The sequence below is a fragment of the Embleya sp. NPDC001921 genome, from assembly GCF_053594475.1.
Genome location: NZ_JBSFEO010000004.1, coordinates 35,908 through 58,886 on the forward strand (window position 1 = coordinate 35,908; position 22,979 = coordinate 58,886).

The 22,979-nt window shown below is 71.7% G+C and carries 18 protein-coding genes and 1 pseudogene; 13 read left to right on the forward strand and 6 right to left on the reverse strand.

Annotated features, from left to right (window positions below; all coding sequences use genetic code 11):
• Window positions 1-47: 47 nt before the first annotated feature.
• The 9 genes from ACWCPW_RS05335 to ACWCPW_RS05375 all read left to right on the forward strand — a co-directional run bounded on the left by ACWCPW_RS05335 (window position 48) and on the right by ACWCPW_RS05375 (window position 9,357).
• A complete protein-coding gene (locus ACWCPW_RS05335) occupies window positions 48-2,222 on the forward strand; it encodes a DNA polymerase III subunit gamma and tau (protein ID WP_449760248.1) in 2,175 nt (724 codons plus the stop codon).
• Between the two features lie 144 nt (window positions 2,223-2,366).
• The gene (locus ACWCPW_RS05340) at window positions 2,367-2,711 is read left to right on the forward strand and encodes a YbaB/EbfC family nucleoid-associated protein (protein WP_395866596.1); all 345 of its coding nucleotides are present in this window, start codon (window positions 2,367-2,369) and stop codon (window positions 2,709-2,711) included.
• Window positions 2,712-2,941: 230 nt separating this feature from the next.
• Window positions 2,942-3,541, forward strand: coding sequence for a recombination mediator RecR (gene recR / locus ACWCPW_RS05345; protein ID WP_449760249.1), 600 nt, complete (start codon window positions 2,942-2,944; stop codon window positions 3,539-3,541).
• Window positions 3,534-4,154: a DUF5063 domain-containing protein gene (locus tag ACWCPW_RS05350; RefSeq protein ID WP_395866598.1), complete on the forward strand. Its 621-nt coding sequence runs from the start codon at window positions 3,534-3,536 to the stop codon at window positions 4,152-4,154. Before recR ends, ACWCPW_RS05350 begins: the two co-directional genes overlap by 8 nt.
• Window positions 4,155-4,362: 208 nt before the next feature.
• Window positions 4,363-5,631 carry an aspartate kinase gene (locus tag ACWCPW_RS05355; protein WP_355530902.1) on the forward strand — a complete coding sequence of 423 codons (1,269 nt, stop codon included), beginning with the start codon at window positions 4,363-4,365 and terminating at the stop codon, window positions 5,629-5,631.
• Window positions 5,628-6,695, forward strand: a complete 1,068-nt coding sequence (locus tag ACWCPW_RS05360) for an aspartate-semialdehyde dehydrogenase (protein WP_449760250.1) — start codon at window positions 5,628-5,630, stop codon at window positions 6,693-6,695. Before ACWCPW_RS05355 ends, ACWCPW_RS05360 begins: the two co-directional genes overlap by 4 nt.
• A 253-nt stretch (window positions 6,696-6,948) precedes the next feature.
• Window positions 6,949-7,536, forward strand: coding sequence for a SigE family RNA polymerase sigma factor (locus ACWCPW_RS05365; protein WP_449760251.1), 588 nt, complete (start codon window positions 6,949-6,951; stop codon window positions 7,534-7,536).
• Window positions 7,533-8,522: a DUF4232 domain-containing protein gene (locus ACWCPW_RS05370; RefSeq protein ID WP_449760252.1), complete on the forward strand. Its 990-nt coding sequence runs from the start codon at window positions 7,533-7,535 to the stop codon at window positions 8,520-8,522. The genes ACWCPW_RS05365 and ACWCPW_RS05370 overlap by 4 nt, the downstream gene beginning before the upstream one ends.
• Before the next feature lie 43 nt (window positions 8,523-8,565).
• Window positions 8,566-9,357: an SURF1 family protein gene (locus tag ACWCPW_RS05375; protein WP_449760253.1), complete on the forward strand. Its 792-nt coding sequence runs from the start codon at window positions 8,566-8,568 to the stop codon at window positions 9,355-9,357.
• 102 nt (window positions 9,358-9,459) lie between these two features.
• Here the strand turns inward: ACWCPW_RS05375 and ACWCPW_RS05380 are convergent, their stop codons facing one another.
• The 4 genes from ACWCPW_RS05380 to ACWCPW_RS05395 form a co-directional block, all read right to left on the reverse strand.
• Window positions 9,460-11,367 carry a prolyl oligopeptidase family serine peptidase gene (locus tag ACWCPW_RS05380; RefSeq protein WP_449760254.1) on the reverse strand — a complete coding sequence of 636 codons (1,908 nt, stop codon included), beginning with the start codon at window positions 11,365-11,367 and terminating at the stop codon, window positions 9,460-9,462.
• A 12-nt stretch (window positions 11,368-11,379) separates the two neighbouring features.
• Window positions 11,380-11,910 carry a cell wall hydrolase gene (locus ACWCPW_RS05385; RefSeq protein ID WP_449760255.1) on the reverse strand — a complete coding sequence of 177 codons (531 nt, stop codon included), beginning with the start codon at window positions 11,908-11,910 and terminating at the stop codon, window positions 11,380-11,382.
• Window positions 11,894-13,189: an MFS transporter gene (locus tag ACWCPW_RS05390; protein WP_449760256.1), complete on the reverse strand. Its 1,296-nt coding sequence runs from the start codon at window positions 13,187-13,189 to the stop codon at window positions 11,894-11,896. The genes ACWCPW_RS05385 and ACWCPW_RS05390 overlap by 17 nt, the downstream gene beginning before the upstream one ends.
• A 247-nt stretch (window positions 13,190-13,436) precedes the next feature.
• On the reverse strand, window positions 13,437-15,587 hold the full coding sequence (locus ACWCPW_RS05395; RefSeq protein ID WP_449760257.1) for an IS1096 element passenger TnpR family protein: 2,151 nt from the start codon (window positions 15,585-15,587) through the stop codon (window positions 13,437-13,439).
• Window positions 15,588-16,648: 1,061 nt separating this feature from the next.
• On the opposite strand from ACWCPW_RS05395, the pseudogene ACWCPW_RS05400 reads away from it, so the two are divergent.
• Window positions 16,649-16,843 (forward strand): annotated as a pseudogene (locus ACWCPW_RS05400) (ABC transporter ATP-binding protein); the annotation flags it as partial.
• Between the two features lie 102 nt (window positions 16,844-16,945).
• Here ACWCPW_RS05400 and ACWCPW_RS05405 read toward each other — a convergent pair.
• Window positions 16,946-17,566 (reverse strand): TetR/AcrR family transcriptional regulator, encoded by a 621-nt coding sequence (locus ACWCPW_RS05405; RefSeq protein ID WP_449760258.1) that lies wholly within the window; start codon window positions 17,564-17,566, stop codon window positions 16,946-16,948.
• An 87-nt stretch (window positions 17,567-17,653) separates the two neighbouring features.
• Here ACWCPW_RS05405 and ACWCPW_RS05410 point away from each other — a divergent pair, with 87 nt between their 5' ends.
• From ACWCPW_RS05410 to ACWCPW_RS05420, 3 genes are all read left to right on the forward strand, one after another.
• Complete coding sequence (locus ACWCPW_RS05410) at window positions 17,654-18,070, forward strand: DUF4345 domain-containing protein (protein ID WP_449760259.1); 417 nt, start codon at window positions 17,654-17,656, stop codon at window positions 18,068-18,070.
• 156 nt (window positions 18,071-18,226) lie between these two features.
• Window positions 18,227-19,006 (forward strand): ABC transporter ATP-binding protein, encoded by a 780-nt coding sequence (locus ACWCPW_RS05415; RefSeq protein WP_449760260.1) that lies wholly within the window; start codon window positions 18,227-18,229, stop codon window positions 19,004-19,006.
• Between the two features lie 6 nt (window positions 19,007-19,012).
• Window positions 19,013-21,553 (forward strand): FtsX-like permease family protein, encoded by a 2,541-nt coding sequence (locus ACWCPW_RS05420; RefSeq protein WP_449760261.1) that lies wholly within the window; start codon window positions 19,013-19,015, stop codon window positions 21,551-21,553.
• 837 nt (window positions 21,554-22,390) lie between these two features.
• Here ACWCPW_RS05420 and ACWCPW_RS05425 read toward each other — a convergent pair.
• Window positions 22,391-22,969, reverse strand: coding sequence for a hypothetical protein (locus ACWCPW_RS05425; RefSeq protein ID WP_449760262.1), 579 nt, complete (start codon window positions 22,967-22,969; stop codon window positions 22,391-22,393).
• Between the last annotated feature and the right edge of the window lie 10 nt (window positions 22,970-22,979).

Sequence of the window (22,979 nt, forward strand, 5' to 3'; positions counted from 1 at the left end):
GTGATGAGGGTCCGCGTCTGTCGTTCGGCCCGGCTATCGTCGGGGGCGTGTCGCTCGCCCTCTACCGTCGCTACCGCCCCGAGACCTACGCAGAGGTCATCGGGCAGGAGCACGTGACGGAACCCCTCATGCAGGCCCTGCGGAACAACCGCGTCAATCACGCCTACCTGTTCAGTGGGCCGCGGGGGTGTGGCAAGACCACCAGCGCGCGCATTCTCGCCCGATGTCTCAACTGTGAGCAGGGGCCCACGCCCACGCCCTGCGGTGAGTGCCAGTCGTGTCGGGACCTCGGTCTCGGCGGGCCCGGCAGCATCGACGTGATCGAGATCGACGCCGCGTCGCACGGTGGTGTGGACGACGCGCGCGATCTGCGGGAGAAGGCGCACTTCTCGCCGGTGAGTTCGCGCTACAAGATCTACATCATCGACGAGGCCCACATGGTCACGTCGGCGGGCTTCAACGCGTTGCTCAAGGTGGTCGAGGAGCCGCCGGAGCACCTGAAGTTCATCTTCGCGACGACCGAGCCGGAGAAGGTGATCGGGACCATCCGGTCCCGCACGCACCACTACCCGTTCCGGCTGGTGCCGCCCGGCGTGCTGCGCGACCACCTCGCGTCGGTGTGCGAGACCGAGGGCATCAAGGTCGAACCGGCCGTGCTGCCGCTGGTCGTACGGGCCGGAGCCGGGTCGGTACGGGACTCCATGTCGGTGATGGACCAGTTGCTCGCGGGCGCCACCGACGACGGTGTCACCTATGCGATGGCCACCTCGCTGCTCGGGTTCACCGACCGGTCGCTGCTGGACGACGTGGTCGAGGCGTTCGTCGCGCAGGACGGCGCGGCCGCCTTCGAATTGGTCGACCGGGTGATCGAGGGGGGCTACGACCCGCGTCGGTTCGTGGCCGACCTGTTGGAGCGGTTGCGCGACTTGGTGATCCTGGCCGCCGTGCCGGACGCGGCCGACAAGGGTCTGATCGACGTGCCGGCCGATCAGTTGGAGCGCATGGTCCGGCACGCCGCCGAGTTCGGCCGGGCCGGGCTCACCCGCGCCGCGGACATCGTCAACACCGGCCTCACCGAGATGCGCGGTGCCACCGCGCCCCGGCTCCAGTTGGAGCTGATCTGCGCGCGGGTACTGCTGCCCGCCGTCGACGCCGGTGAGCAGGGTCTGCAGACTCGGCTGGAACGGCTGGAGCGCCGGGTGTCCGTCGGCGGCCTCCCCGCCGGGCCCGCCGCCCCGGACCAGGCCCATCAGGCCCGCGCCGACGCGCCGGCCCCCGCGGCTACCCGGCCGCATCAGGCCGCCCCGACCCAGGCCCCGGTGCCGACCCAGGCTCCCGTACCGCCTCCCACGGCACCGCAGCCACAGCAACACCAGCAGCCCCAACAGCCCCAGACCCAGTCGCCCCCCGCGCCCGCCTCCGGTGCCTGGCCCCAGGCCCGCACCGCCGGCTCCGGCCCGCCCCCCTCCGCCGCACCGCAACATCAAGCCCAGCAGGCCCAACCAGGCCGGCAGGCTCAACAGCAGCACACCCAGGCACCACCCCCGCCCGCCGCCGCCCCCGCTCAAGGCACCGGCGACCTCACCCGCGTGCACGAGATGTGGCCGCAGGTCCTGGACGCCGTCCGCGGCCGCAACCGGGTGGCCTGGATGATGCTCCAGACCGTGACCGTGGCCGGATTCGACGGCACCACGCTGACCCTCGCGTTCGAGCAGGCCGGCGCCCGCGAGGGCTTCCGCAGCAGCGGTCGGGACGAGATCGTGCGCCAGGCCGTCCTGGACGCGTTCGGCTTCGACTGGCGGATCGATTGCGTCGTCGCCGGCGAGGGCGCCGCAGCGCCCGCCCGCCGCCCCGCCCCGCCGGCCCCGGTCCCGACCGCGACGCCCCAGGCGGGCAGCCGACCCGGCACGCCCCCCGCACCCGCCGCCGCCCCGCCCCCCGGCGCGTGGCCCGGCGCTCCGACGACCCCCGCCGCCGCGCCCCCGCCGGCTCCCGCGCAACCCCGCCCCGCCGCCGGCGCCCCGCCGCAGGCAGCGCCGCCCGCCCGTCCGCAACCGCAGCAGGCACCGCCTCCGCCGCCGCCCGAGCCGGACTACGACATCCCCGAGGACATCGGCCGCTACGACGACGAGGACCTCGCGGACGACGGCGGCCTGTCCACCCACGAACTGCTCGCCCGCGAGCTGGGCGCCACGATCATCGACGAGTCGCCCACCACCTGATCCACCCACCACCGGACCCGCCGATGCGTGCCGCCGCCGCGCATCGGCCCCGCCCGGAGCCGTAGGCTCGACGGCAGGACGGCCGTCGAGCAGGGCCGGCCCGAGGCGGTGCGAAGCCGCGTCCGAGTGACGAAGGGTGTCCAGGTGTTTCCCGGTGGTGGCCAGCCCGACATGCAGCAGTTGCTGCAGCAGGCGCAGAAGATGCAGCAGGACCTCATGGCGGCGCAGGACGAACTCGCCCGCACCCAGGTGACCGGGAGCGCCGGCGGCGGCCTGGTGACCGCGACCGTCTCCGGTGCCGGCGAACTGCTGGCTCTGGAGATCTCGCCGTCCGCGGTGGATCCTGAGGACACGGAGACCCTCGGCGACCTCATCGTCGCCGCGGTGCGCGACGCCAACCGCGCGGCCCTGGAGATGCAGTCCCGGTTGATGGGCCCGCTGGCCCAAGGCATGGGCGGTGGCGGCCCACTGGGGTTGCCCGGCATGTGAGCCGGGTCCACACGACCGAAAGCCGAGCCCACCGAGAAGCCACCGACAAGGCCGAAGCCCAAGCCCAAGCCGAAGCCCAAAGCCCAAGCCGAAGCCGAAGCCCAAAGCCAAAGCCCAACCGCCAAAGCCGAAGCCCCACCCCCAACCCCACCGACCAACCGATCCACAACCCCACCGACCAACCCCACCAACAAGCCCACGAAGAACCAGAGCGAGCAGGGAGACGGTAGGTGTACGAAGGCGTCGTACAGGACCTCATCGACGAGCTGGGCCGACTGCCCGGTGTAGGGCCGAAGAGCGCGCAACGCATCGCCTTCCACCTCCTGGCGGCCGACCCGGCCGACGTCCGGCGCCTCGTGCACGCGCTCACCGAGGTCAAGGACAAGGTGCGCTTCTGCGCCACATGCGGCAACGTGGCGGAATCGGAGCAGTGCCGCATCTGCCTCGATCCGCGACGCGACGTCGCGGTGATCTGCGTGGTCGAGGAGTCCAAGGATGTCGTGGCGATCGAGAAGACCCGCGAGTTCCGAGGCCGCTACCACGTGCTCGGTGGCGCGATCAGCCCGATCGAGGGCGTGGGACCCGACGATCTGCGGATCCGTGAACTGATGACCCGGCTCGCGGACGGTGCGGTGACCGAGTTGATCCTGGCCACCGACCCGAACCTGGAAGGAGAGGCGACCGCGACGTATCTGGCTCGCCTGTGCAAGCCGATGGGTCTGCGAGTGACCCGGTTGGCCAGCGGGCTGCCGGTGGGGGGCGACCTGGAGTACGCCGACGAGGTCACGCTCGGGCGTGCCTTCGAGGGGAGACGACTGCTCGATGTCTGACGACCTGAACGAATTCACCGGAGAGATCGCCGACCAGATCGACAGCTTCGTCCTGGCCGTCACCGAGGTGGCCAAGGGCGAGGAGCCGGAGCAGGCGGTGTCGATGCTGCTCCTGGAGGTCTCGCAGTTGATGCTCGCGGGCGGCCGGCTCGGCGCGATCGCCGACATCGTGCCCGACGACCGCTTCGAGCCCGACTCGGGCCCCGATCCGGATGTCGACGCGCTGCGTTCGGCGCTGTCCCGGCTGCTGGAGCCGATCGACGTCTACTACGAGGTCTTCGACCCGTACGTGCCCAAGTCCAAGCCGGTCGCCGCGCGCCTGTCGGACGACGTCGCCGACGTGGTCGCCGACCTCGCGCACGGGCTGGCCCACCATCGGGCCGGACGCAGCCGCGAGGCGCTGTGGTGGTGGCAGTTCTCGTACCTGTCCAACTGGGGCGCGACCGCCAGCGCCGTGCTGCGCGCGCTGCAGTCGGTGGTGTCGCACGCCCGCCTGGACGATCCGATCATGGAGAGTCTGGACCCGGCCGGCCAGGCACTGGCCGACGAGTTGGTCGACGAGCTCGCCGAGCAGCTCGACGAGGCCGTGGTCCTGGGCGGTCCGCACACCTGAGTCGTCGCCCGAACCCACCGGGATTCGGGAATCACCGGAATTCGGGCGAAAGGCGAGCGGGGTGCGGGCGGCCCCGGCGCCGACATGGGCGTTCGGTTCCGACTGCCCGCTTAGTGATATGTACGTCTCACAATGTGAATAAAGCTTTGACCACTGTACGGCCTAGTTAGACTGTGCCGACCGCACAGATATCAAGCGAGGAGCGCACGTGGGCCTTGTCGTGCAGAAGTACGGCGGCTCCTCCGTCGCCGATGCCGAAGGCATCAAGCGCGTGGCCAAGCGAATCGTCGACACCAAGAAGCAGGGCCACGAAGTGGTCGTGGTGGTGTCCGCGATGGGCGACACGACGGACGAGCTGATCGATCTGGCGCAGCAGGTGAGCCCCATCCCTTCCGGGCGCGAGCTCGACATGCTGCTCACCGCGGGTGAGCGGATGTCGATGGCGCTGTTGGCGATGGCGATCAAAAACCTGGGCGTCGACGCACGGTCGTTCACCGGCAGCCAAGCCGGTGTGATCACCGACGCGGTCCACAACAAAGCGCGCATCATCGATGTGACGCCGGGTCGGATCCGCTCCGCGCTCGACGAGGGCGCGATCGCGATCGTGGCCGGTTTCCAGGGTGTGTCCCAGGACACGAAGGACATCACCACGCTCGGCCGCGGCGGCTCGGACACCACCGCCGTCGCGCTGGCCGCCGCGCTCAGCGCCGAGGTCTGCGAGATCTACACGGACGTGGACGGCATCTTCACCGCCGACCCCCGTGTGGTGAAGAAGGCCCGGAAGATCTCCCGGATCAGCTACCAGGAGATGCTGGAGCTGGCCGCGAGCGGATCCAAGGTGCTGCACCTGCGGTGCGTGGAGTACGCCCGCCGCTACGACATGCCCGTGCACGTGCGGTCGTCCTTCTCGGGACTCGTCGGCACTTGGGTGACGGATGAACCCGAAGGGGACGACATGGAGCACGCGATCATCTCCGGGGTCGCCCACGACACCAGCGAAGCGAAGATCACGGTGGTCGGGGTCCCGGACAAGCCGGGCGAGGCGGCCAAGATCTTCCGCCTGGTGGCGGACAACGAGATCAACATCGACATGATCGTGCAGAACGTCTCCGCGGCCTCCACGGGCCGTACCGACATCTCCTTCACGCTGCCGATGTCCGACGGGCAGAGCGCGATGACCGCGCTGACCAAGGCCCAGGCCGAGATCGGCTTCGAGTCGCTGCGCTACGACGACCAGATCGGCAAGATCTCGCTGGTCGGCGCCGGCATGCGCTCGCACCCCGGCGTGACCGCCAAGTTCTTCGAATCCCTCACCGGCGCGGGGGTGAACATCGAGCTGATCTCGACCTCCGAGATCCGGATCTCGGTGGTCTGCCGCGCCGACGGCGTTCCGGCCGCCGTACAGGCCGTGCACACCGCGTTCGGCCTGGACGACCAGTCCGGCGAAGCCGTCGTCTACGGAGGTACCGGCCGATGACCCGCAAGGACAAGCCCACCCTGGCCGTGGTCGGCGCCACCGGCGCGGTCGGCACGGTGATGCTCGAACTGCTCTCCACCCGTCAGGACGTGTGGGGCGAGATCCGGCTGATCGCCTCGGCGCGCTCCGCGGGCAAGAAGCTCGTCGTGCGCGGCGAGGAGGTCGAGGTCATCGCGCTGAGCGAGGAGTGCTTCGACGGCGTGGACGTCGCGATGTTCGACGTGCCCGACGAGGTCTCCGCGCACTGGGCGCCGATCGCCGCGAGCAAGGGCGCGGTCGCGGTGGACAACTCCGGCGCGTTCCGGATGGACCCCGAGGTCCCGCTCGTGGTGCCCGAGGTCAACGCCGCCGCGGCGCGGGTGCGTCCGCGCGGCATCATCGCCAACCCCAACTGCACGACGCTGACCATGGTCGTCGCGCTGGGCGCGCTGCACGCCGAACTCGGGCTCAAGGAACTCGTCGTCGCGTCGTACCAGGCCGCCTCCGGCGCCGGTCAGCCCGGCGTCGACGCGCTGCGCGAGCAGATCGGCAAGGTCGCGGGCAGCCAGACGCTGGGCACCCAGCCCGGCGACGTGCGCCGCGCGGTGGGCGACTTCGGGCCGTTCCCGGCCCCGCTGGCGCTCAACGTGGTGCCGTGGGCCGGCTCGCTCAAGGACGACGGCTGGTCGTCCGAGGAGCTCAAGGTCCGCAACGAGTCCCGCAAGATCCTCGGACTGCCGGACCTGAAGGTGCACACGACCTGCGTGCGCGTCCCGGTGATCACCACGCACTCGCTCGCGGTGCACGCCGTGTTCGAGAACGAGGTCTCGGTCGCCCGCGCGCACGAGATCCTCGACGGCGCCCCCGGCGTCGTGCTGTGCGACGACCCGGAGAACGGCGAGTTCCCGACGCCGGCCGACGTGGTCGGCACCGACCCGACCTGGGTCGGCCGGGTGCGACGCTCGATCGACGACCCGTTCGCGCTCGACATGTTCATGTGCGGGGACAACCTGCGCAAGGGCGCGGCGCTGAACACGGCCCAGATCGCCGAGGTCGTCGCCGCCGAGCTGACCGAGCGCGACTAGGCCCCGCCCGGCCCGCCCGGCCGCCCCGGACAGGGTCCGGACCCGGGCCGCGAACCGTCGCGGCAGCCGGTGTTCCCCAGGTGGGGACACCGGCTGCCGCGCGTGCGCGGCCGTTTCCCGGCCCCGAGTGGCTGACTGCACGTCACCCCGCCCACTACGGTGGGCGGACGTGTGTCTGAGCCGACGACCGTCCCCGGATCGCAGGCGTATACAACCTTCCCGGGGGGTCGGGTGTCCAACAGTCGTGGCAGAAATGGTCGTGAGGGTGGAACCGGCGCTGCGCCCGGTTCGAATGCCCGTGGTCGGCGCGCTGGATCTGGGCGTTTCGGGAGTTTCCGTGTCCTCTGACGCGGGCGTCTCCATCGACGTCCTCACCGAGACCTACCGTGCGCACTATGGTTCGTTGTTGCGCTTGGCTTCCCTGTTGCTCGACGACACCGATTCGTGTGAGGACGTGGTGCAGGAGTCGTTCGTACGGGTGCACACCGCCCGGCACCGATTGCGCGAGGCCGACAAGACCCTCGCCTACCTGCGGCAGACCGTGGTCAACCTGTCCCGGTCGACACTGCGGCGTCGGATCATGGGCATGCGACTACTGTCGAAACCCGAGCCGGAATCGACGAGTACCGAGGACGGTTCGCGCCACGTGGCGGAACGTGACGTGCTGGTACGGGCGTTGCGTGAATTGCAACGGCGGCAGCGGGAAGTGATCGTGCTGCGCTATTACGCTGATCTGACAGAGGCTCAGGTGGCCGATCTGCTCGGACTGTCGGTCGGCTCGGTGAAGGCGTACGCCTCACGCGGACTGGAAGCCCTCCGGGCCCGGATGGAGACGCCGTGACGAACACCCCGGGGACTCTCGGTCCCGACCCCGACGACCTCGAGGCAGAGGTGCGCCGGCGGCTGCACGCGGCGGTCGCCGACGTGCTGCCCGCGTCGGACGCGCTGGATCGGCTGCGCGTCGCCGTGCCGGCTCGGCGCCGGCAGCGGCGGGTGGCCACACTCGGAGCCGCCGGGCTGGCGGCCGCGCTGCTGATCGGCACACCGGTGCTGCGCACCGTGGTGGACGGCGGCGACGGCTCGAAGTCGAACGTCGGCGGCATCCGGTCCTCGTCCTCCGCGGTCAACGCCACCGAGCCGTTGCCGGGGCCGAGCGAGGGGATGAGCGCCGGTATCCCGGGCGGGGCCGGCCAGTCGCACCCGGCGACCCGGGGCGGTACGCCCACCAGTGGGTCCGGCGCCTCGATCGCGCCCACCAGCGGGCAGAGCGCGGGCGTGGGCCAGACCGCGCCGCCCGCCACCAGCGCGCCGCCGAGCGAGAGCGCGCCACCGGCCAAGCCGACGCCGGCGTGCGCGACCACCGACCTGTCCGGGGAGGACGCCCGACTGGGACCGATCGGCGCCGACGGCCTGGCGTACGGCGTGCTCCAGGTGCGCAGCAACGCGGCCAAGGACTGCCAGGTGACCGGGCCCGGCGTGGTCTCGGTGGTCTCGCCGCCGGGGAACCCGATCGTGCAGGTGACCGTGCTCCAGCACAAGGCCGGCGACGACGCGGCCGCGCTGCCGGTGCTGCCGGAGAGTTCGGGCACGGTCATCGTGCTCCGGCCGGGCCAGGAGTACGAGTTCCAGTTCGCGTGGAAGCCGCAGGCGCCGGGCGCGGACGGCACCTGCGCCGCCGACTCGCCCAAGGCGCCGGTGCCCGCGCTCGGGTACGCGCTGATCGCCAACGACTTCAACGTGGCCAAGGTGACCCTGACGCCCACGTGCGGCGGCACGGTGTACCGCACCGACATCTATCGGACGGGGGCGTACCCGCGAGTGGGGTGACACCCGCGCTCGGGCGCCGTCGGCCGACGGTTACCGTTGGGGGGTGTACCGGTTCCTGCTCCAGCCGCGCTGGCTGGTCTTCCACATGATCGTGCTCGTCGCGGTCCCGGTGTGCGCGGCGCTGGGGTTGTGGCAGTTCCATCGCTACGGCGAGCACAAGGGGGGCGGGAGCGCCGGGGAGAAGGTGTCCTCGGCCCCCGCGGTGCCGATCGGTGAACTCGTGCCGCTCGGCAGCCGGGTGGAGGGATCCGATCGCGGCCGCTCGGTCACCGTCACCGGCAGCTATGACACGGCGCGGCAACTGGTGGTGCCCGGGCGCCGACTCGACGGACGCACGGGGTCGTACGTGGTCACCCCGCTGCTGGTCGACGGCGCCCCGGCGGTCGTGGTCAACCGGGGCTGGGTCGAGGGCACGAGCGTGCCCGCGCCGCCCGCCGGGCCGGTCACCGTCACCGGTCGGCTGGAGTGGTCGGAGGCCGAGCACACCTCGAACGTGGACCGGGCCACCGACCTGCGGGCCGGTCAGCTCTCGATGATCAGCACACCCGAACTCGTCAACGTGCTGCCCTATCCGCTCACCGACGGTTTCGTCGCGCTGACCGCGCAGACCCCGGCCGCCGACTCGGCCGCGCTCGCGCCGATGCCGCCGAGCAAGGGGGCCGCGAGCGGCGGCATTTCCGGGCGCGCGTGGCAGAACCTGGGCTACACCGCGCAGTGGTTCGTCTTCGCGGGCGCCGCGGTGTTCGTGTGGTGGCGGGTGGTCCGCCGGGAGGCGGACGACCGGGCCGAGGAGCGGGAAGCGGAGTTGTTGGCGGAGTTGGGCGTCAAGACCTGAGCCCTGCGGGGCGGGGCCCGGGGGCCCGGCGCTCGGGGAGCCGGGCGTCGAGGATCCGACGCCCGGCTCCGCGGTCCGGCGTAGCGCCGGCCCCGTCCCGCGCTACGCCGGGTTCGGGATCGGCAGGCCGATCACGCTGTCCACGAACGCGAACTCCTTGCGCATCTGCCGGATGCGCTCCTCGACGACCAGCGAGCCGTGGCCCGCGTCGTAGCGGTAGACCTCGTGCGGCTTGCCGAGCTGCGCCAGGCGCTCGACGTAGTTCTCGATCTGCTTGATCGGGCAGCGCGGGTCGTTCTCGCCGGCGCTGATGTACACGGGCGCCCGCACCTGTTCGACGTAGGTCAGCGGCGAGGAGGCGGCCCAGCGCTCGGGTACCTCATCGGGCGTACCGCCCAGCAGCGTGCGGTCCATCGCCTTGAGCACGTCCATCTCGTCGTGGTACGCCGTGACGTAGTCCGCGACCGGGACCGCGGCCAGCCCCAGCGCCCACGCCTCGGGCTGCACGCCCAGGCCGAGCAGGGTCAGGTAGCCGCCCCACGAGCCGCCGGAGAGCACGAGCCGCGCGGGGTCGGCCAGGCCCGACTCGACCGCCCACGCACGGACCGCGCCGATGTCCTCGAGCTCGATCAGGCCGATCCGCACCCGCAGCGCGTCGGTCCAGTCCTTGCCGTAGCCGGTCGAGCCCCGGTAGTTGACCCGGACCACCGCGAAGCCGTGGTCGACCCAGGCCGCGACGTCCGCCGCGAAGTGGTCGCCGTCGTGCGCGGTGGGTCCGCCGTGGATGTTGAACACGGTCGGGAACGGACCCTCGCCGGCGGGCTTGGACACCAGCGCGTGCACCTTGCCGCCCGGCCCTTCGACCCACGCGTCGGAGACCGGGACCGAGCCGGGCGGCCGCTCGCCGGGCGGGGTGAGCAGCACGTCGTCGCCGGCGGTCGAGCGCAGTTCGGCCGGGGTCGCGCCGTTGGACCAGTGGTACTCGACACTGCCGTCGGGCCGCGCACCGGCGGCGCCGATGGTGCCGGGCGGGGTGTCGATCCGGGTGAGCTCCTTGCTCGCCAGGTCGTAGCGGTAGAGCTCGGAACGCCCGTGCTGCTCGTGGTCGATCAGCAGCGCCCGGCCGTCCGGGTACCAGTCGGCGGACAGGTCGCCGGGCAGGCCGAGGTCGAGTTCGGTCTCGACGCCGGTCAGCGGCTCCCACAGCAGCGGCTCGTCCCGGCCGCGGCGCTGGTGGATGACCAGCACGCGCTGGTCGCCGGCGACCGGGGAGAAGCCCATCGCGGACAGGTCGGAGTCCGGTTGGCCGCCCTCGGGGCCGTCGTGCAGGTCGGCCACCGGCGTGCCGTCCAGGCGCAGGACGCGCAGCGAGGAGTGCATCGCGTCGCCGTGCTCGTTGTGCGCGATCGCCAGGTAGGTGCCGTCCTCGGACAGCGCGGACAACCACGCCGACTCGGTGTGCCGGTACACGGTCACCGGCTCGGAGCCCGGGCGCGCGACGTGGATCGTGGAGCCCTCGTCGTCGGTCATCCGGCCGACCACCACGGTGCCGTCGTTCGCCAGGCCGAGGCCGCCGGGGTAGGACGGTTCGAGGCCGGGAACCGCGACCTCGTCCGCGCCGCCGTCGAACGGCTGGCGCATCCACACGCCCAGCTCGTCACCGTCGGTGTCCGCGAACCACCAGATCCAGCGCCCGTCCGGGCTGATCCGGGAGGACGCGGTGCCGTTGGGCCGATCGGTCACCTGGCGCTGCGCGCCGCTGACCCGGTCCCACGCGTACACCTCGAAGGTGCCGGAGGCGTTGGAGACGAAGACGGACTTGGCCGGCGCGTGGTCGGCCCAGCGCGGCAGGCCGATCCGGGCCGCCCGATAGCGGCGTTCCCAGGCCGGGACGGCGGGTGGGGGTGAGCCGGCCGGTGGTTGGAGTCCGGTGGTCGCGGCGGTGTCCAGGGCGGCGTTCCGGGTCGGAATCGGGGCGGCGTTCGGGGTGCTGTTCTCGGGAGCGGGCATGTGGCAATTCAACTACGGGAGGGACCGGTTCTGTTCCGTCATCGGGAGGCACCGCTTGACTCCGAACAGACGTGCGTATCGGGGGCGGGCGGCGAACCGCGCGTACGACCAGATCGCGGGTCGGCCGACCTCCTGGCACAGGTGCAGCACCCGATCCGGGCCCAGATGTACCCCGATGTGCGCCGCGTAGCCCGGATCCCGGTCCGGGCGCGGGCCGGCGTCGAACAGGAGCAGGTCCAGCGGCTCGGGTTCGCCCACCACCCGGACGGTCGCGGTGTCGTCGGCCCACAGGTCGGACGAGTGCAACGGCGGCACGCGCAGGCCGTGGTGGGCGAGGAAGGCGTAGGCGTAGAGCTGACAGTTGGCCCCGGCGGCCAGGTCGCCGGGCGCGACGGCCTGCGGGTGTCGGGCGTAGACGTACGGGACGGCCCGAAAGCGTGCGGGCAGGACGGACAGTGACGGGTCGTCCGGGGCGGCGGCCGTCGCCGGCGGGTCGTCGACCGGGTGGGTTCGTGGTGTCGGCTCGTCAGGAGTGTCGGGCATGCCTGGGATTCAATCCGAGGCAGACCACGAGTTCCACCAGCGTCATCGCGAACAGCACGCCGAACACCACCGTGTACTCGCCGGTCGCGTCGTGGATCGTGCCGAACACGATCTGCAACGCGGCGGCGATCGGGTAGCCGATCAGGAACGTCATCGCGGACAGCCGGCCGGCCGCCGCCGGGCTCGGCGCGAAGCGCACGAGCATCACCAGCATCAACGGGAACGCGCCGCCGAGGGTGAGGCCGAGCAGCGCGATGGTCGGCCACGGCGCCAGATCCGGCGCGAACGCGAGCAGGCCCATGCCGGCCACCGCACCCGTGACGGTGACCGCGAACAGCGGCCTGGGGTCGCTGAAGCGGTCCGCGAGCAGCGGGATCACCAGTCCGGAGACGATGCCGGTGAGGCCGAACACGGACAGCAGCAGGCCCGCGCGCTCGGCACTCCAGCCCTGCTCCTCGTAGGCGGCGGGCACCCAGCCGACCACGCCGTAGTAGGCGGTGGTCTGCATGACCAGGAACACGGCGAGGATCCAGGCGACGGGCCGACGCCACGGCGAGGCGTCCGCGGCCGGTCGGGTGGCGGCTCCATCGCCCGGTACGACCGCCGGCGGCTTCGCGTCGGCCCGCGGGCCCGCCGCGGGCGCCTTCGGCACCGGCGCGGTCCGCCGGATCACCGGATACCACGCGAGGAGGCCGAGCACCGCCGGGATCGCGACCACGCCGAGGGAGAGCTGCCAGGACCCGAACGCCTCCGACAGCGGTACGGCCAGCGCGCTCGCACCCGCCGCGCCGACCCCTATCGCCGCGCTGTACAGCCCGGTGACCGCCCCCGCGCGCTCGGCGAAGTGCGTCTTGACCACACCCGGCAGCGCCGCGCCCAGCACCGCGATACCGGCACCGGCCACCAGCGTGCCCAGGAAGAGCAACACGACCGAGGCCGCACCCAGCCGGATCAGCACCCCCGCCAGCAGCACGACCACCGACGCGGCCACGGTGCGCTCGTACCCGTACCGGGCCGCCCCCCGATGCGCGAGCGGCGCGAACACGCCCATCGACACCACCGGAATCGCGGTCAACACCCCGGCGGCGGCCCCGGACAGCCCGAGATCGTCCCGGATCGAGGTGAGCAACGGCGGCACATCGGTGATCGCCCCGCGCAGATTGATCGCCACCAGGAACAGCGCGACCAGCGTCAGCACCGCCCCGGGCGCCCGGTCCGTCCCGCCCGACGCCCCCTCGACGACAACAACACGGCGCGACCTCGCGCGGACTGACGGCATGGCTGCACTACCTCGTTCGGGGAGACGGCGACGGTCGGGTCGACGACGGCCGGCGGGGCGAGCCGAAGCCGATCGACCGATCCACCATAGACACCCGTCCCGGGACGCCCCGCCGCAGCCACAACCGCGTGGCGGTATCGCGGGCCTCCGTCCCGGCCGAGGTGCGGGGGCGGCACCTCGCACTGCTCTCCGGGTCCGGACGGCGTCCAGGGCGTGGACGCCGGGGGCGGCGGTGGAGATTTCGGTCTCAGCGCCTACGGGTTGATCCGACCTTGGTCGCGGACCTGCGCAGTCGCTTGGCCAGCGCTTTGTCCTGGGCCCTCAGGTGTTGTCCCGTCGCCTCCAGCACGGCGCGGGTGGCCGGGTGGTCGCAGCGCCACAGCCGATCGGCGGTCTCGTCCAGTAGTGGCAAAACCATGTCCCCGGTCCGGTCCAGGAATTCGACGAGAGCCTCGTCGGCGCGGCCGAGCGGACCCCATAGGTGATCGACGAGCCACCAGAGTCGGAGTTCGGGGACGCGACTTTCGGGGACCTCGCCGCGTTCGGCCAGTGTGATCGCCGCGAGTTGGGCGCAGCCGGGGACCCCGGAGGCGGCGGCCTCGCGCAGGGCCCCGAGCGCTCCGGGGCCGTCGATCTCCGCCAGTACCACTGCCGCGCTCATCCGGCGCAGGGCCGCGTCGGCGGTCAAACCGGCGCAGGAGTCGATGAGTTGGGTCGCGGCCGGACCCTGTCCCCGGTGGTCGATCCAGCCGGCGATCTCGACGCGGGCCGCGTCTTCGTCGTAGTCGAGGAGGGCGTCCAGCAGGGTCGAGGCGTCGGCGTCGGCCAGTTCACCGATCAGTGGAGCGGAGACTCCCTGGGCGAGCAGGTATTCGCGCAGACCGTGGCGTCCCAGCGGGGTCAGCCTGAGCCGGGGCCCGGGCAGAGGGGCGTCATCGCCACCTTCGGTGACTTCCCTGGCGTTGAGGATGTCCAGGAGGACGCGGTCGCGCTCCGGGCCTCCCGGACATCTCTCCAGCTCCGCCGCCCCGAACTCGGCAAGGATCCCGGCAGCGTGCTCGAGGATCTGCACGAGGAACAGTTCGAACAGTCGCGCCTCCTGCTTGGGGAGGTCGTCAGGGAGGGCGCCGACGAGCAGCGCCGTGTCCAGCCATTCACCGTCGGGGACCTCGTACAGGACCCGCAGCACGGCTGCCGCCAGGTCGTCGCCGTCCTCGCTCCGCATGTCGAGCTCCGCCAACAACACCAGCGGCAGGCCGAGGCTTTCGAGGTCGCTCAGGGCGTCGAGTTCGTCTCCGAGCGACTCGCACCAGAGCTCCAGGACGCCTTCGTCTCCCGCCGCGGCGGGCAGGCCCGCACCGGGTCGTGCGGTGCTCGCGCGGATCTCCAGCAGGTCCGCGTACAGGGCGATGCGCCAGGGGTTGTCCAGGCAGGGCAGGTCACCGGAACTGCGCAGACGTGCCAACCGTCGGTCACGGTCCGCCGGCGAAAGCGCGCTCAGCTCGTCGTCCAGGGTCCACAGATCGAGCTCTTGGACGGCCAGCCGGCCGAGCGCGGGCTTGAGTACGTCCCGGGACGTGACGGCGCGTCCGTCCCGGCACCAGTGGGCCAGGCGCAGTGCCGAGGTGATCAACGGCACCCGCCGTGCGGCGGCGACCAGGTCCGCGTGCGGTGCCAGGGAGACAGGCCGCACCGGGGCGAACTCCACGTCGAGATCCTCGTCCTCGTGGAGTTCTCCGCAGGAGCAGCGCCGGCCGTCGCGGGCCCCCGCCGACGCGGATGCCAAGGTGGCCGTGGGTGGTCGCGGCTCGATCACGGCCAGTTGTCGGTCCAAGGCGTCGGGGTCGAAGGCGGCGGGGTCGAATTCCGCCGAGCGAAGGCTCTCGACCAGGTCGGTCCACGGTTCGGGGACCGGCGCGGTGCCGTCCACGACGGCGGCGAGCACGGCCTCCAACCCCCAGACGCCGCCCGTGTCCTCGGCTTGGGGCATGGCGCGGCGTCCACCGGTGCAGCGGACGCGCCGGTCGCTCGTGGACGCGGGAAGGGACTTCTCCAGGGTGATCAGGTGTCGCCAGTCGTCGCCGAAGTCGTAGGTGTACTCCAGCCGCCCACCTTCGTAGGGCAACAGCTCGCCCACGGACACGGACTCCTCGTCGACGTCATGGTCGAAATCGCCCCCCGGCGAGACGCCGAAGTCGACGAACCGGCGGCCGGAGGCAGGAGCGGCGAAGGCGTGCAGGTGCGAATTTTCCCAGCCGAAGCACACCTGGACGATCTCGTGCAGGCAGCCGAGGGAGGTGTCGGCGGGCAGCGTGATCCGGCGCCAGATCGGCGGACTGACGTCCCGCAGCGCGATCTTCAACTGATACCTGGGCACGGCCTCGGGCTCGGCGGTCACAGCGAACATTCCCTACAGGCGGAGACGGATTCCGGCGCCCATGCGAGGACTGCGGCCGGGCACGCACCCCAACTGCGTTCGCGGTGGGCTCGGGCGCCATCATCCCGCACCACGTCGAGCGCACGCAGCCGCTTTCGACATATCCACCTTTTGCGACACGGCAACCCGCCATCCAGCCGGCGTCACCGAGCGGCTGCTGTTCCCCCGTCCCGGAAACGCGCCAGGGGCCGTATCGAATTTCTCCGACACGGCCCCTGACGGTGGTCGGGGTGGCGGGATTCGAACCGACGGCCTCTTCGTCCCGAATCATGCGCAGGGTGGTTGGTGGGGTCATCTGTGCAGGTCAGAGGCAGTGCCAGGTTCATTGACGGTCACTGTCGGCGGGCCTGGTTGCTGTCCTTTGCTGCTGTACGGCAGGGCCGCGCCGGCACTGCTACAAGGTCAGGTTCTTGCGGCGTGCGCGCATGTAGGTCCGGGCCGTGCTGCTTCCTGCCCCACCGCCCCGTGGGCCGGCGCCCGCTTGTCCGTGATCCACGAGCTGACCCTGGCTTGTAGGTCCCCCTGCCGACGAGAACCCGGTTCGCAAGCGTTGGGCACACCTCGGGCGCACCAGCGCACCGAGGCCGGCTGGTATGCGGTGCGTCGCGCGGGTCGGATCGAAGCCACCTCAGGTGGGCCGACTCAGGTCAAGGCCACCTCAAGGTGAACGCCACTGTGTGCGTCCGACCACAGGGCGTGCGGGGTTCGCGCGCGGTGGCTGCTTCCGGGGGAGCAGGTCGCCACCTCCCCGGGGAGCAGACGACCGCGTCTCACGGAGGTCTTCGACCTGCTCCGGGGGTACTCCCGGAGCATCTCCCGGCCGGACGCCCGGCGGGCCGGAAATCGCGAGAGTCGAACCCGTCGACGAGGCCGAGATCGCAGCCGGATCTGCGCCTCGCCGACACGGTCCGGATCGTTCGGCCCGTCCCCACCCACGCGTTCGATCCCTTGCTTCGGAGGTAATCGTGACCACGACTCCCGCGCCGAGTACCCGCCGCTTCTCGCGCCCCGTGCGCCGGGCCGTGACCGACCGTCAACTCACCCGGCTGCGCCGGGACCGGATCGGCTTCGTCTTCCAGGCGTTCAACCTGCTGCCCACGATGACGGCGCTGGCGAACATCCTGCTCCCCGCCTCACTCGCGGGCCGCAAGCCCGACCTCGACCGGCTCGACCGCGGATGGCGAACAGGTGGCTTGCCCACTCGCCGGGCCATACGGCGAACAGCCGGGACATGTCTGGTCGACGGACATGTGGTGCCGGTCTCTTTCGGCGGGTCGCCGGCCTGGCTGGGCCCGCCGGTCTCGCTGGTCGGGGCTGGTTCAGGCGGGTAGGGCGGGCGGCCAGTCCGGGGCGGGGTCCTCGGAGAGCAGGGGGCGCAGGGCGCCGACCGCCGCGCCGATGCAGGTGTCCCGGAGTTCGGTGCGGGTGCAGGTCTCGCGCGTGAGCCAGTCCACGCACAGCACCTGGACGAACACGAGCCAGGCCTTCAGTGCTGCGGAGACGGGGGCGTGCGTGCGTTCGTCGGCGAGCGGGAGCGCACCGAGCAGGCGTGAGCGCAGGGCGTCGAGTTCGTCCGTCATGATCGTCTGGATGACGGGGTCGCCCACCAGCACCCGGTTCGCGGCCAGGACGGCGTGGCGGTTGGTGATGAAGTAGTCGAGGTGGGCGTCCAAGGCCTGGGCGAGCTGCTCGACGAATGTGGCGCTGGGGTCGAACGTGGTCGCCTCCAGCAGCCGGTCGGTCGCCTGCTGGTAGATCGCCGCGAAGAGGGCGTGCTTGCTCGGGAAGTGCTGGTAGAGCAGGGCGCGGGACACACCCGCTTGCCGGGCGACGTCCTCCATCAGCACGTCGTCGTAGGGGGCGGCGGAGAAGAGCCGGGCGCCGACGGCGAGCAGCTGGGCACGGCGGTCGGCGGGGAGCAAACGTCGGCGTGGCGGCACGCACCCAGATTACTACTTGACATGCGTCTATCAAAGACGGCTACCCTGAAGCTAAGTAGACACACGTCAACTAATTGAAGTGGAGTCATGGCCAAGGCACTTCGGGTGTTCGCATGGGTGATGGGCCTCGCCTGCACGGCGATCGGGCTGTTCCACGTGGTCGGCGGCAATGCCGCGATTCCGGGCGAGGCCGACGCAGGCCCCACTCTGGACAGCCTGGGCCGGTTCTTCGGCGCGATCTTCGCCGGGTACGGGCCGGCCTGGTTGTGGGCGGCCCGGCAGAACCCCGTCCCGGCGAAGGTGGTGCGGTGGCTTGCGGCGGTGTTCCTGCTGGGCGGCGTGGGGCGGCTGCTGTCCCTGGCGGTGCACGGGTGGCCGCACTGGTTCCAGGTGGCGCTGACCGTGATCGAGCTGGTCTTCCCGCCGGCCTGGTTCTGGCTGGCGGATGCCGACGAGCGGGCGTCCCGGGAGCGGCGGCTCGCGGGTGCGCCGGCCACCCGGTAACTGCTCGCGCTGATCGCCGCCACGGCCCTGTCCTCTTCGAACCGTCCGGCAGACGCACCTGCCCCGCGGCCCGCGCCAAGGCTGCGGCCCCGTGCGCGAGACCGTCTCCACGCACCGACCCCCCCACACTCGTCCCCTCGATCGTCAAGGACTGTCATGAACACGAGCACCATGCCCAGTGACCGCCACGCGGCCCGGACCGTGCGGGTCTCCCGTATGCACGGCGAGGGCGACACCGTTGTGCGTGCCCTGGACGACGTCACGATCGGATTCGAACGGGGGCGGTTCACCGCCGTCATGGGTCCCTCCGGATCGGGCAAGTCCACGCTGTTGCACTGCCTCGCCGGACTCGACGACGTCTCGGCCGGCGAGGTCTACCTCGGCGACACCGAACTCGGCTCGCTGACCGACCGTCAACTCACCCGGCTGCGCCGGGACCGGATCGGCTTCGTCTTCCAGGCGTTCAACCTGCTGCCCACGATGACGGCGCTGGAGAACATCCTGCTCCCCGCCTCCCTCGCGGGCCGCAAGCCCGACCTCGGCTGGCTCGACCGCGTCGTGACCTCGGTGGGGTTGGACACCCGCCTGCACCACCGGCCCGGGGAACTGTCCGGCGGCCAGCAGCAACGCGTCGCGGTGGCCCGGGCGTTGGTGGGCCGGCCCGAGATCGTGATGGCCGACGAACCGACCGGCAACCTCGACTCGCGCTCGGGCTCCGAGGTACTGGCGCTGCTGCGGAACGCGGTGGACGAGTTGGGACAGACGGTCCTGATGGTCACCCACGACCCGGTCGCGGCCGGCTTCGCGGACTCGGTGGTGTTCCTGGCCGACGGCCGCATCGCCGACGTCATGGACAGCCCCACGTCCGATCGAGTCCTGGACCGGATGAAGGCATTCGACCACGTGGCCGCCGGTGTCGGCGCCCGAGGGGTGTGACACACGATGCTGATCCGTCTCTCGCTCGCCAACCTGTGGGCCCGCAAGCGCCGGCTCGTGGGACTCGTCCTGGCGGTGCTCCTGGGCACCGCCTTCCTCTCCGGATCGCTCGTGCTCGCCGACACCATGAGTTCCTCCATCGGCGGCCTGATCCGCGACAGCGGCGCGGGCACCGACGTAGTGGTGCGCAACGCCACCGCGGTGACCGACGACCCCGGAGCTCAGCGTGGCGGGATCGACGCCTCGCTCGTGGACCGGGTCCGGGCCGTGCCCGGCGTCGCCGCCGCCGAGCCGGTCGTCCAGGGCTACGGCCAGGTCGTCGGCAAGGACGGCAAAGCGCTGACCGGCAACGGCCCGCGCATGGCGGGCAACTGGGTTCCCGACCCGGCACTCACGCCGTATCGCCTGGCCGAGGGCCGGGTGCCCGCGACCCCCGACGAGGTCGTGGTCGACCGGGCCACCGCCAAGCAGGGGCACCTGCGGCCCGGCGACCGAGTCACGGTCCTGACCCCCGGACCGGTGCCGGTGACCATCGTCGGGGTGGCCACATTCGGCGACCAGGACTCCTTCGGCGGAGGCTCCTACACCGCGTTCGACCTGTCGGGCGCGCGGCAGCACGTGCTGCGCGATCCGGGCAAGGTATCCACCATCGCGGTGCGGGCGGTGTCGGGCACCGATCAACAGGAACTGGCCGCCCGCGTCCAGCAGGCGCTGCCCGCCGGCACGCAGGCACTGCCCGGCAGCGAGGCCACCGGTGAGGCGGTCGACGCCGTCGAGGACGGCTTCCTGAAGATCTTCCGCACGTTCCTGACCGTCTTCGCCGTGATCGCGCTCGTCGTCGCGGCCTTCTCGATCAACCACACGTTCTCGGTGGTCGCCGCGCAGCGCACCCGTGAGGTCGCGTTGATGCGGGCACTGGGCGCCGGGCGCGGACAGGTACTGCGCCAAGCGCTGATCGAGGCGCTCCTGATCGGGGTGACCGCGTCCGTCGTCGGTCTGGCGGCGGGGCTGGGTCTGGCGGCGGGGCTCAAGGAGCTGTTCACCGCGCTCGGGGTCGAACTGCCCGCACGGGGCCTGACGTTCAAGGCGTCCACCGCCTACACGGTGCTGCCGGTGGGCATCCTGGTGACAGCGTTCGCGGCGCTGGTGCCGGCCGTGCGCGGCTCGCGGGTCGCCCCCGTCACCGCGCTGCGCGGTGCGGGCGCCGAGAGCGCCGAACTGCCTCGGCGTCGGCTGATCGCGGGGGCTGTGCTGCTCGCCGCAGGCATCGCGGTCGGCATCCCCGGCGGCGGCCTGACGGGCCTGGCGATCGCGGCGCCGGCGGTACTCGTGGGCGTGGTCCTGATCGCCCCGGCCGGCATCCGCGCGATCGGTGGTCCGCTCACCGCGCCGCTGGCGCGACTGCGGGGCGCACCGGGCGCCCTGGCTCGGGGCAACCTCCTGCGCAGCCCGCGTCGGACGGCGGGGTCCGCGATCGCGATGGTGCTCGGGATCGCGATCGTCACGATCTTCGCGGTGTTCGCCGCGTCCCTCAAGCAGGGATCGGGTGAGCAGACCCGTGAGGTGATCGCGGGCGAGATCGTGATCGGCGGATCGGCGCCGGGCGGCTGGGCCGGTGGCGGTCACAGCCCCGAGCTCAGCCGCAAGGTGGCCGAGGTGTCCGGGGTCGAGGTGGCCGGTGGCATCCGCGGCGCGAACGCGCTCGTCGACGGCCACAGCCGACAGGTCCTCGCGGTGGAATCCGCGCGCTTGGACCGCCTGTTCGACCTCGACGTCACCGCCGGTCGGGTGAGCGGGCTGAGCCCGAACGACATCGCGGTCTCCGCCGACACGGCGAAGGACCAGGGCTGGCGGATCGGTTCGACGGCCGAGGTCACCTTCCCCGACGGCGCGCGGCAGACGTTCACGGTGGCGGGGCTGTACGACCGCACCGCCGTGGTCGGCGACTACCTGATCGACCGTCAGGCGTGGGAACCGCACACGGACACGGCCCTGGACTCGGCGACCGTGCTGCGGCTCGCCCCGGGCGCCTCCATCGACGAGGTCAAGGCGGCGGTCGAAGGCCTGGCCAAGGAGTACGGGGCCCCGCCGGTGCGCGACCGCGAAGGGTTCGTCAAGGCGCAGGGCGCGATGTTGGAGACGCTCGTCGCCGTGGTCTACGTACTGCTCGCGCTCGCGTTGGTGATCGCGCTCGGTGGAATTGCCAACACGCTCTCGCTCGCGGCCTACGAACGCACCCGTGAGCTGGGCCTGTTGCGGGCGATCGGTGCGGTTCGGGCCCAGGTGCGATCGGCGCTGCGCTGGGAGTCCACCCTCGTGGCCACGATCGGCGCCGTGACCGGGCTCGTGATCGGCCTGTTCCTGGGCTGGACGACGATCCGGGCGATCGGTTCGGGCAACACCGGAGCGGCCCTGCCGTTCGAGATCCCGACCCTGCAACTGGCCCTGTTGATCACGGTGGGCGCCCTGGGCGGCCTGCTTGCCGGCGCCCGCCCGGCCGCCAAGGCCGCCAAGATTCCGGTCCTGCGGGCGATATCCACCCAGTAACCGACCTACCGCACGTGCGAGTGCCGGGCCCACGGGCCCGGCACTCGTACGCCCGAGCCCACCCCGCCGACCCACACCGCGGGGCTCCGCGCGTCAGGCGGCCCGCTCCGACTCGCCGGCGAAGCCGGCCCACGGCGCGTCGAGCAGCGCTCACCGGAACGCGGGTCGCATCCTCGCTCGCGGCACGTCCGTACGATCTGCGACACGCGCCTGCGTCCACGTGGCTCAACGCCGGAGCGCCCCGAACGCAGGTCGCGGAGTGGGCGGCCGGTCGGTGACCTTGCTGCCGCGGTTCTACGTCAAGTGCATCGTCGGCCAGGACGCGCACGCCGGAGAGCTCATCCAACGCGCGCTCGGGAGGACTACGCCGGCCCCGACCTCGAAGAACCGGGCTCGGGAGCGGCCGTAACTTAGCGCGTATTTTGCCGGCGTCGGTTGCCGCCGAGGGCGGGCCACTCGACCCGGCGGTCGATGGAGGTAGCGGGCCACCGGAGTGGTTGCTGTACTTTCGTGCCGGCAATACGCCAGAGGCCCCATCGGAATCATCCGATGGAGCCTCTGACCTGCTGGTCGGGGTGGCGGGATTTGAACCCACGGCCTCTTCGTCCCGAAAAGTGGGGCGGTGAAAATGCCGCCATTCCGCGAGGCCCTGACCAGCACCTTATCGCGGGGAAAGCCCAGGTCACCGCGATGCTCTGGCGGTGTTGCGCAGCGAGGCGACTTCTCACGCGCCACCGGGATACGTCTGGTTGCCTTCTCGATCCCTCAAGATCACACCCAGCTCACACCCGGATTCACGAGAAGTAGCCGAGAAGTACGCGCAGGTCAGGCGGCCGGCTAACGCGCCGCGTGTCCGGGGCCGGCTTCCTCGGAGGGTGGTAGGACGCGCTCCACCAACGCCCGGACAGGTCCCTTGAACACCGGCGGCGACAGCACGATCATGCACACCCGCGCCGCACTGACACCCACGACATCGGCGATCCTGACGAGCTCGACCCCGAGGGCGTGTGCCTCCACGATCGCCCGATGCGTAGCCGGATGGGCGGCCCCGTGGATGCGCAGCGCATCGCCCACGGCTTCAAGCGCCTGCCTGCCGGAACCACCGACCCGGTCCCGACCTCGCCCGAGCCCCACGACCACCCTGACCGCCCCCGCCGTCATCCCCGCAGCGGCAGCGATCTCGCGCACGGCGACGCGCTCGCGGTGAGCGTCGACCACTGCGGCGTGCAGCACGGCGACGGCGTCGCGGAGCGCGCCCCGGTAGATACGGCAGGCGTCGACCGTCCTCGCCGACTCCACCTCACCCGCGATCCGCTCACGATCGGCAGCAGCGGCGACGACCCGGTCCAGGGCGACGCCCTGCCGAGCAGGGTCGCCGGCGGCCTGACACCCGGAACCTCCCGGAACTGCGGTCACGTCGACCCCC

Excerpts from the sequence above, each read along its gene's own strand:
- ACWCPW_RS05350 (WP_395866598.1), top strand. The coding sequence starts at position 3,534 with ATGTCTGACGACCTGAACGAATTCACCGGAGAGATCGCCGACCAGATC.
- ACWCPW_RS05360 (WP_449760250.1), top strand. The coding sequence starts at position 5,628 with ATGACCCGCAAGGACAAGCCCACCCTGGCCGTGGTCGGCGCCACCGGC.
- ACWCPW_RS05365 (WP_449760251.1), top strand. The coding sequence starts at position 6,949 with ATGGTCGTGAGGGTGGAACCGGCGCTGCGCCCGGTTCGAATGCCCGTG.
- ACWCPW_RS05380 (WP_449760254.1), bottom strand. The coding sequence starts at position 11,367 with ATGCCCGCTCCCGAGAACAGCACCCCGAACGCCGCCCCGATTCCGACC.
- ACWCPW_RS05385 (WP_449760255.1), bottom strand. The coding sequence starts at position 11,910 with ATGCCCGACACTCCTGACGAGCCGACACCACGAACCCACCCGGTCGAC.
- ACWCPW_RS05390 (WP_449760256.1), bottom strand. The coding sequence starts at position 13,189 with ATGCCGTCAGTCCGCGCGAGGTCGCGCCGTGTTGTTGTCGTCGAGGGG.
- ACWCPW_RS05410 (WP_449760259.1), top strand. The coding sequence starts at position 17,654 with ATGGCCAAGGCACTTCGGGTGTTCGCATGGGTGATGGGCCTCGCCTGC.
- ACWCPW_RS05415 (WP_449760260.1), top strand. The coding sequence starts at position 18,227 with ATGAACACGAGCACCATGCCCAGTGACCGCCACGCGGCCCGGACCGTG.
- ACWCPW_RS05420 (WP_449760261.1), top strand. The coding sequence starts at position 19,013 with ATGCTGATCCGTCTCTCGCTCGCCAACCTGTGGGCCCGCAAGCGCCGG.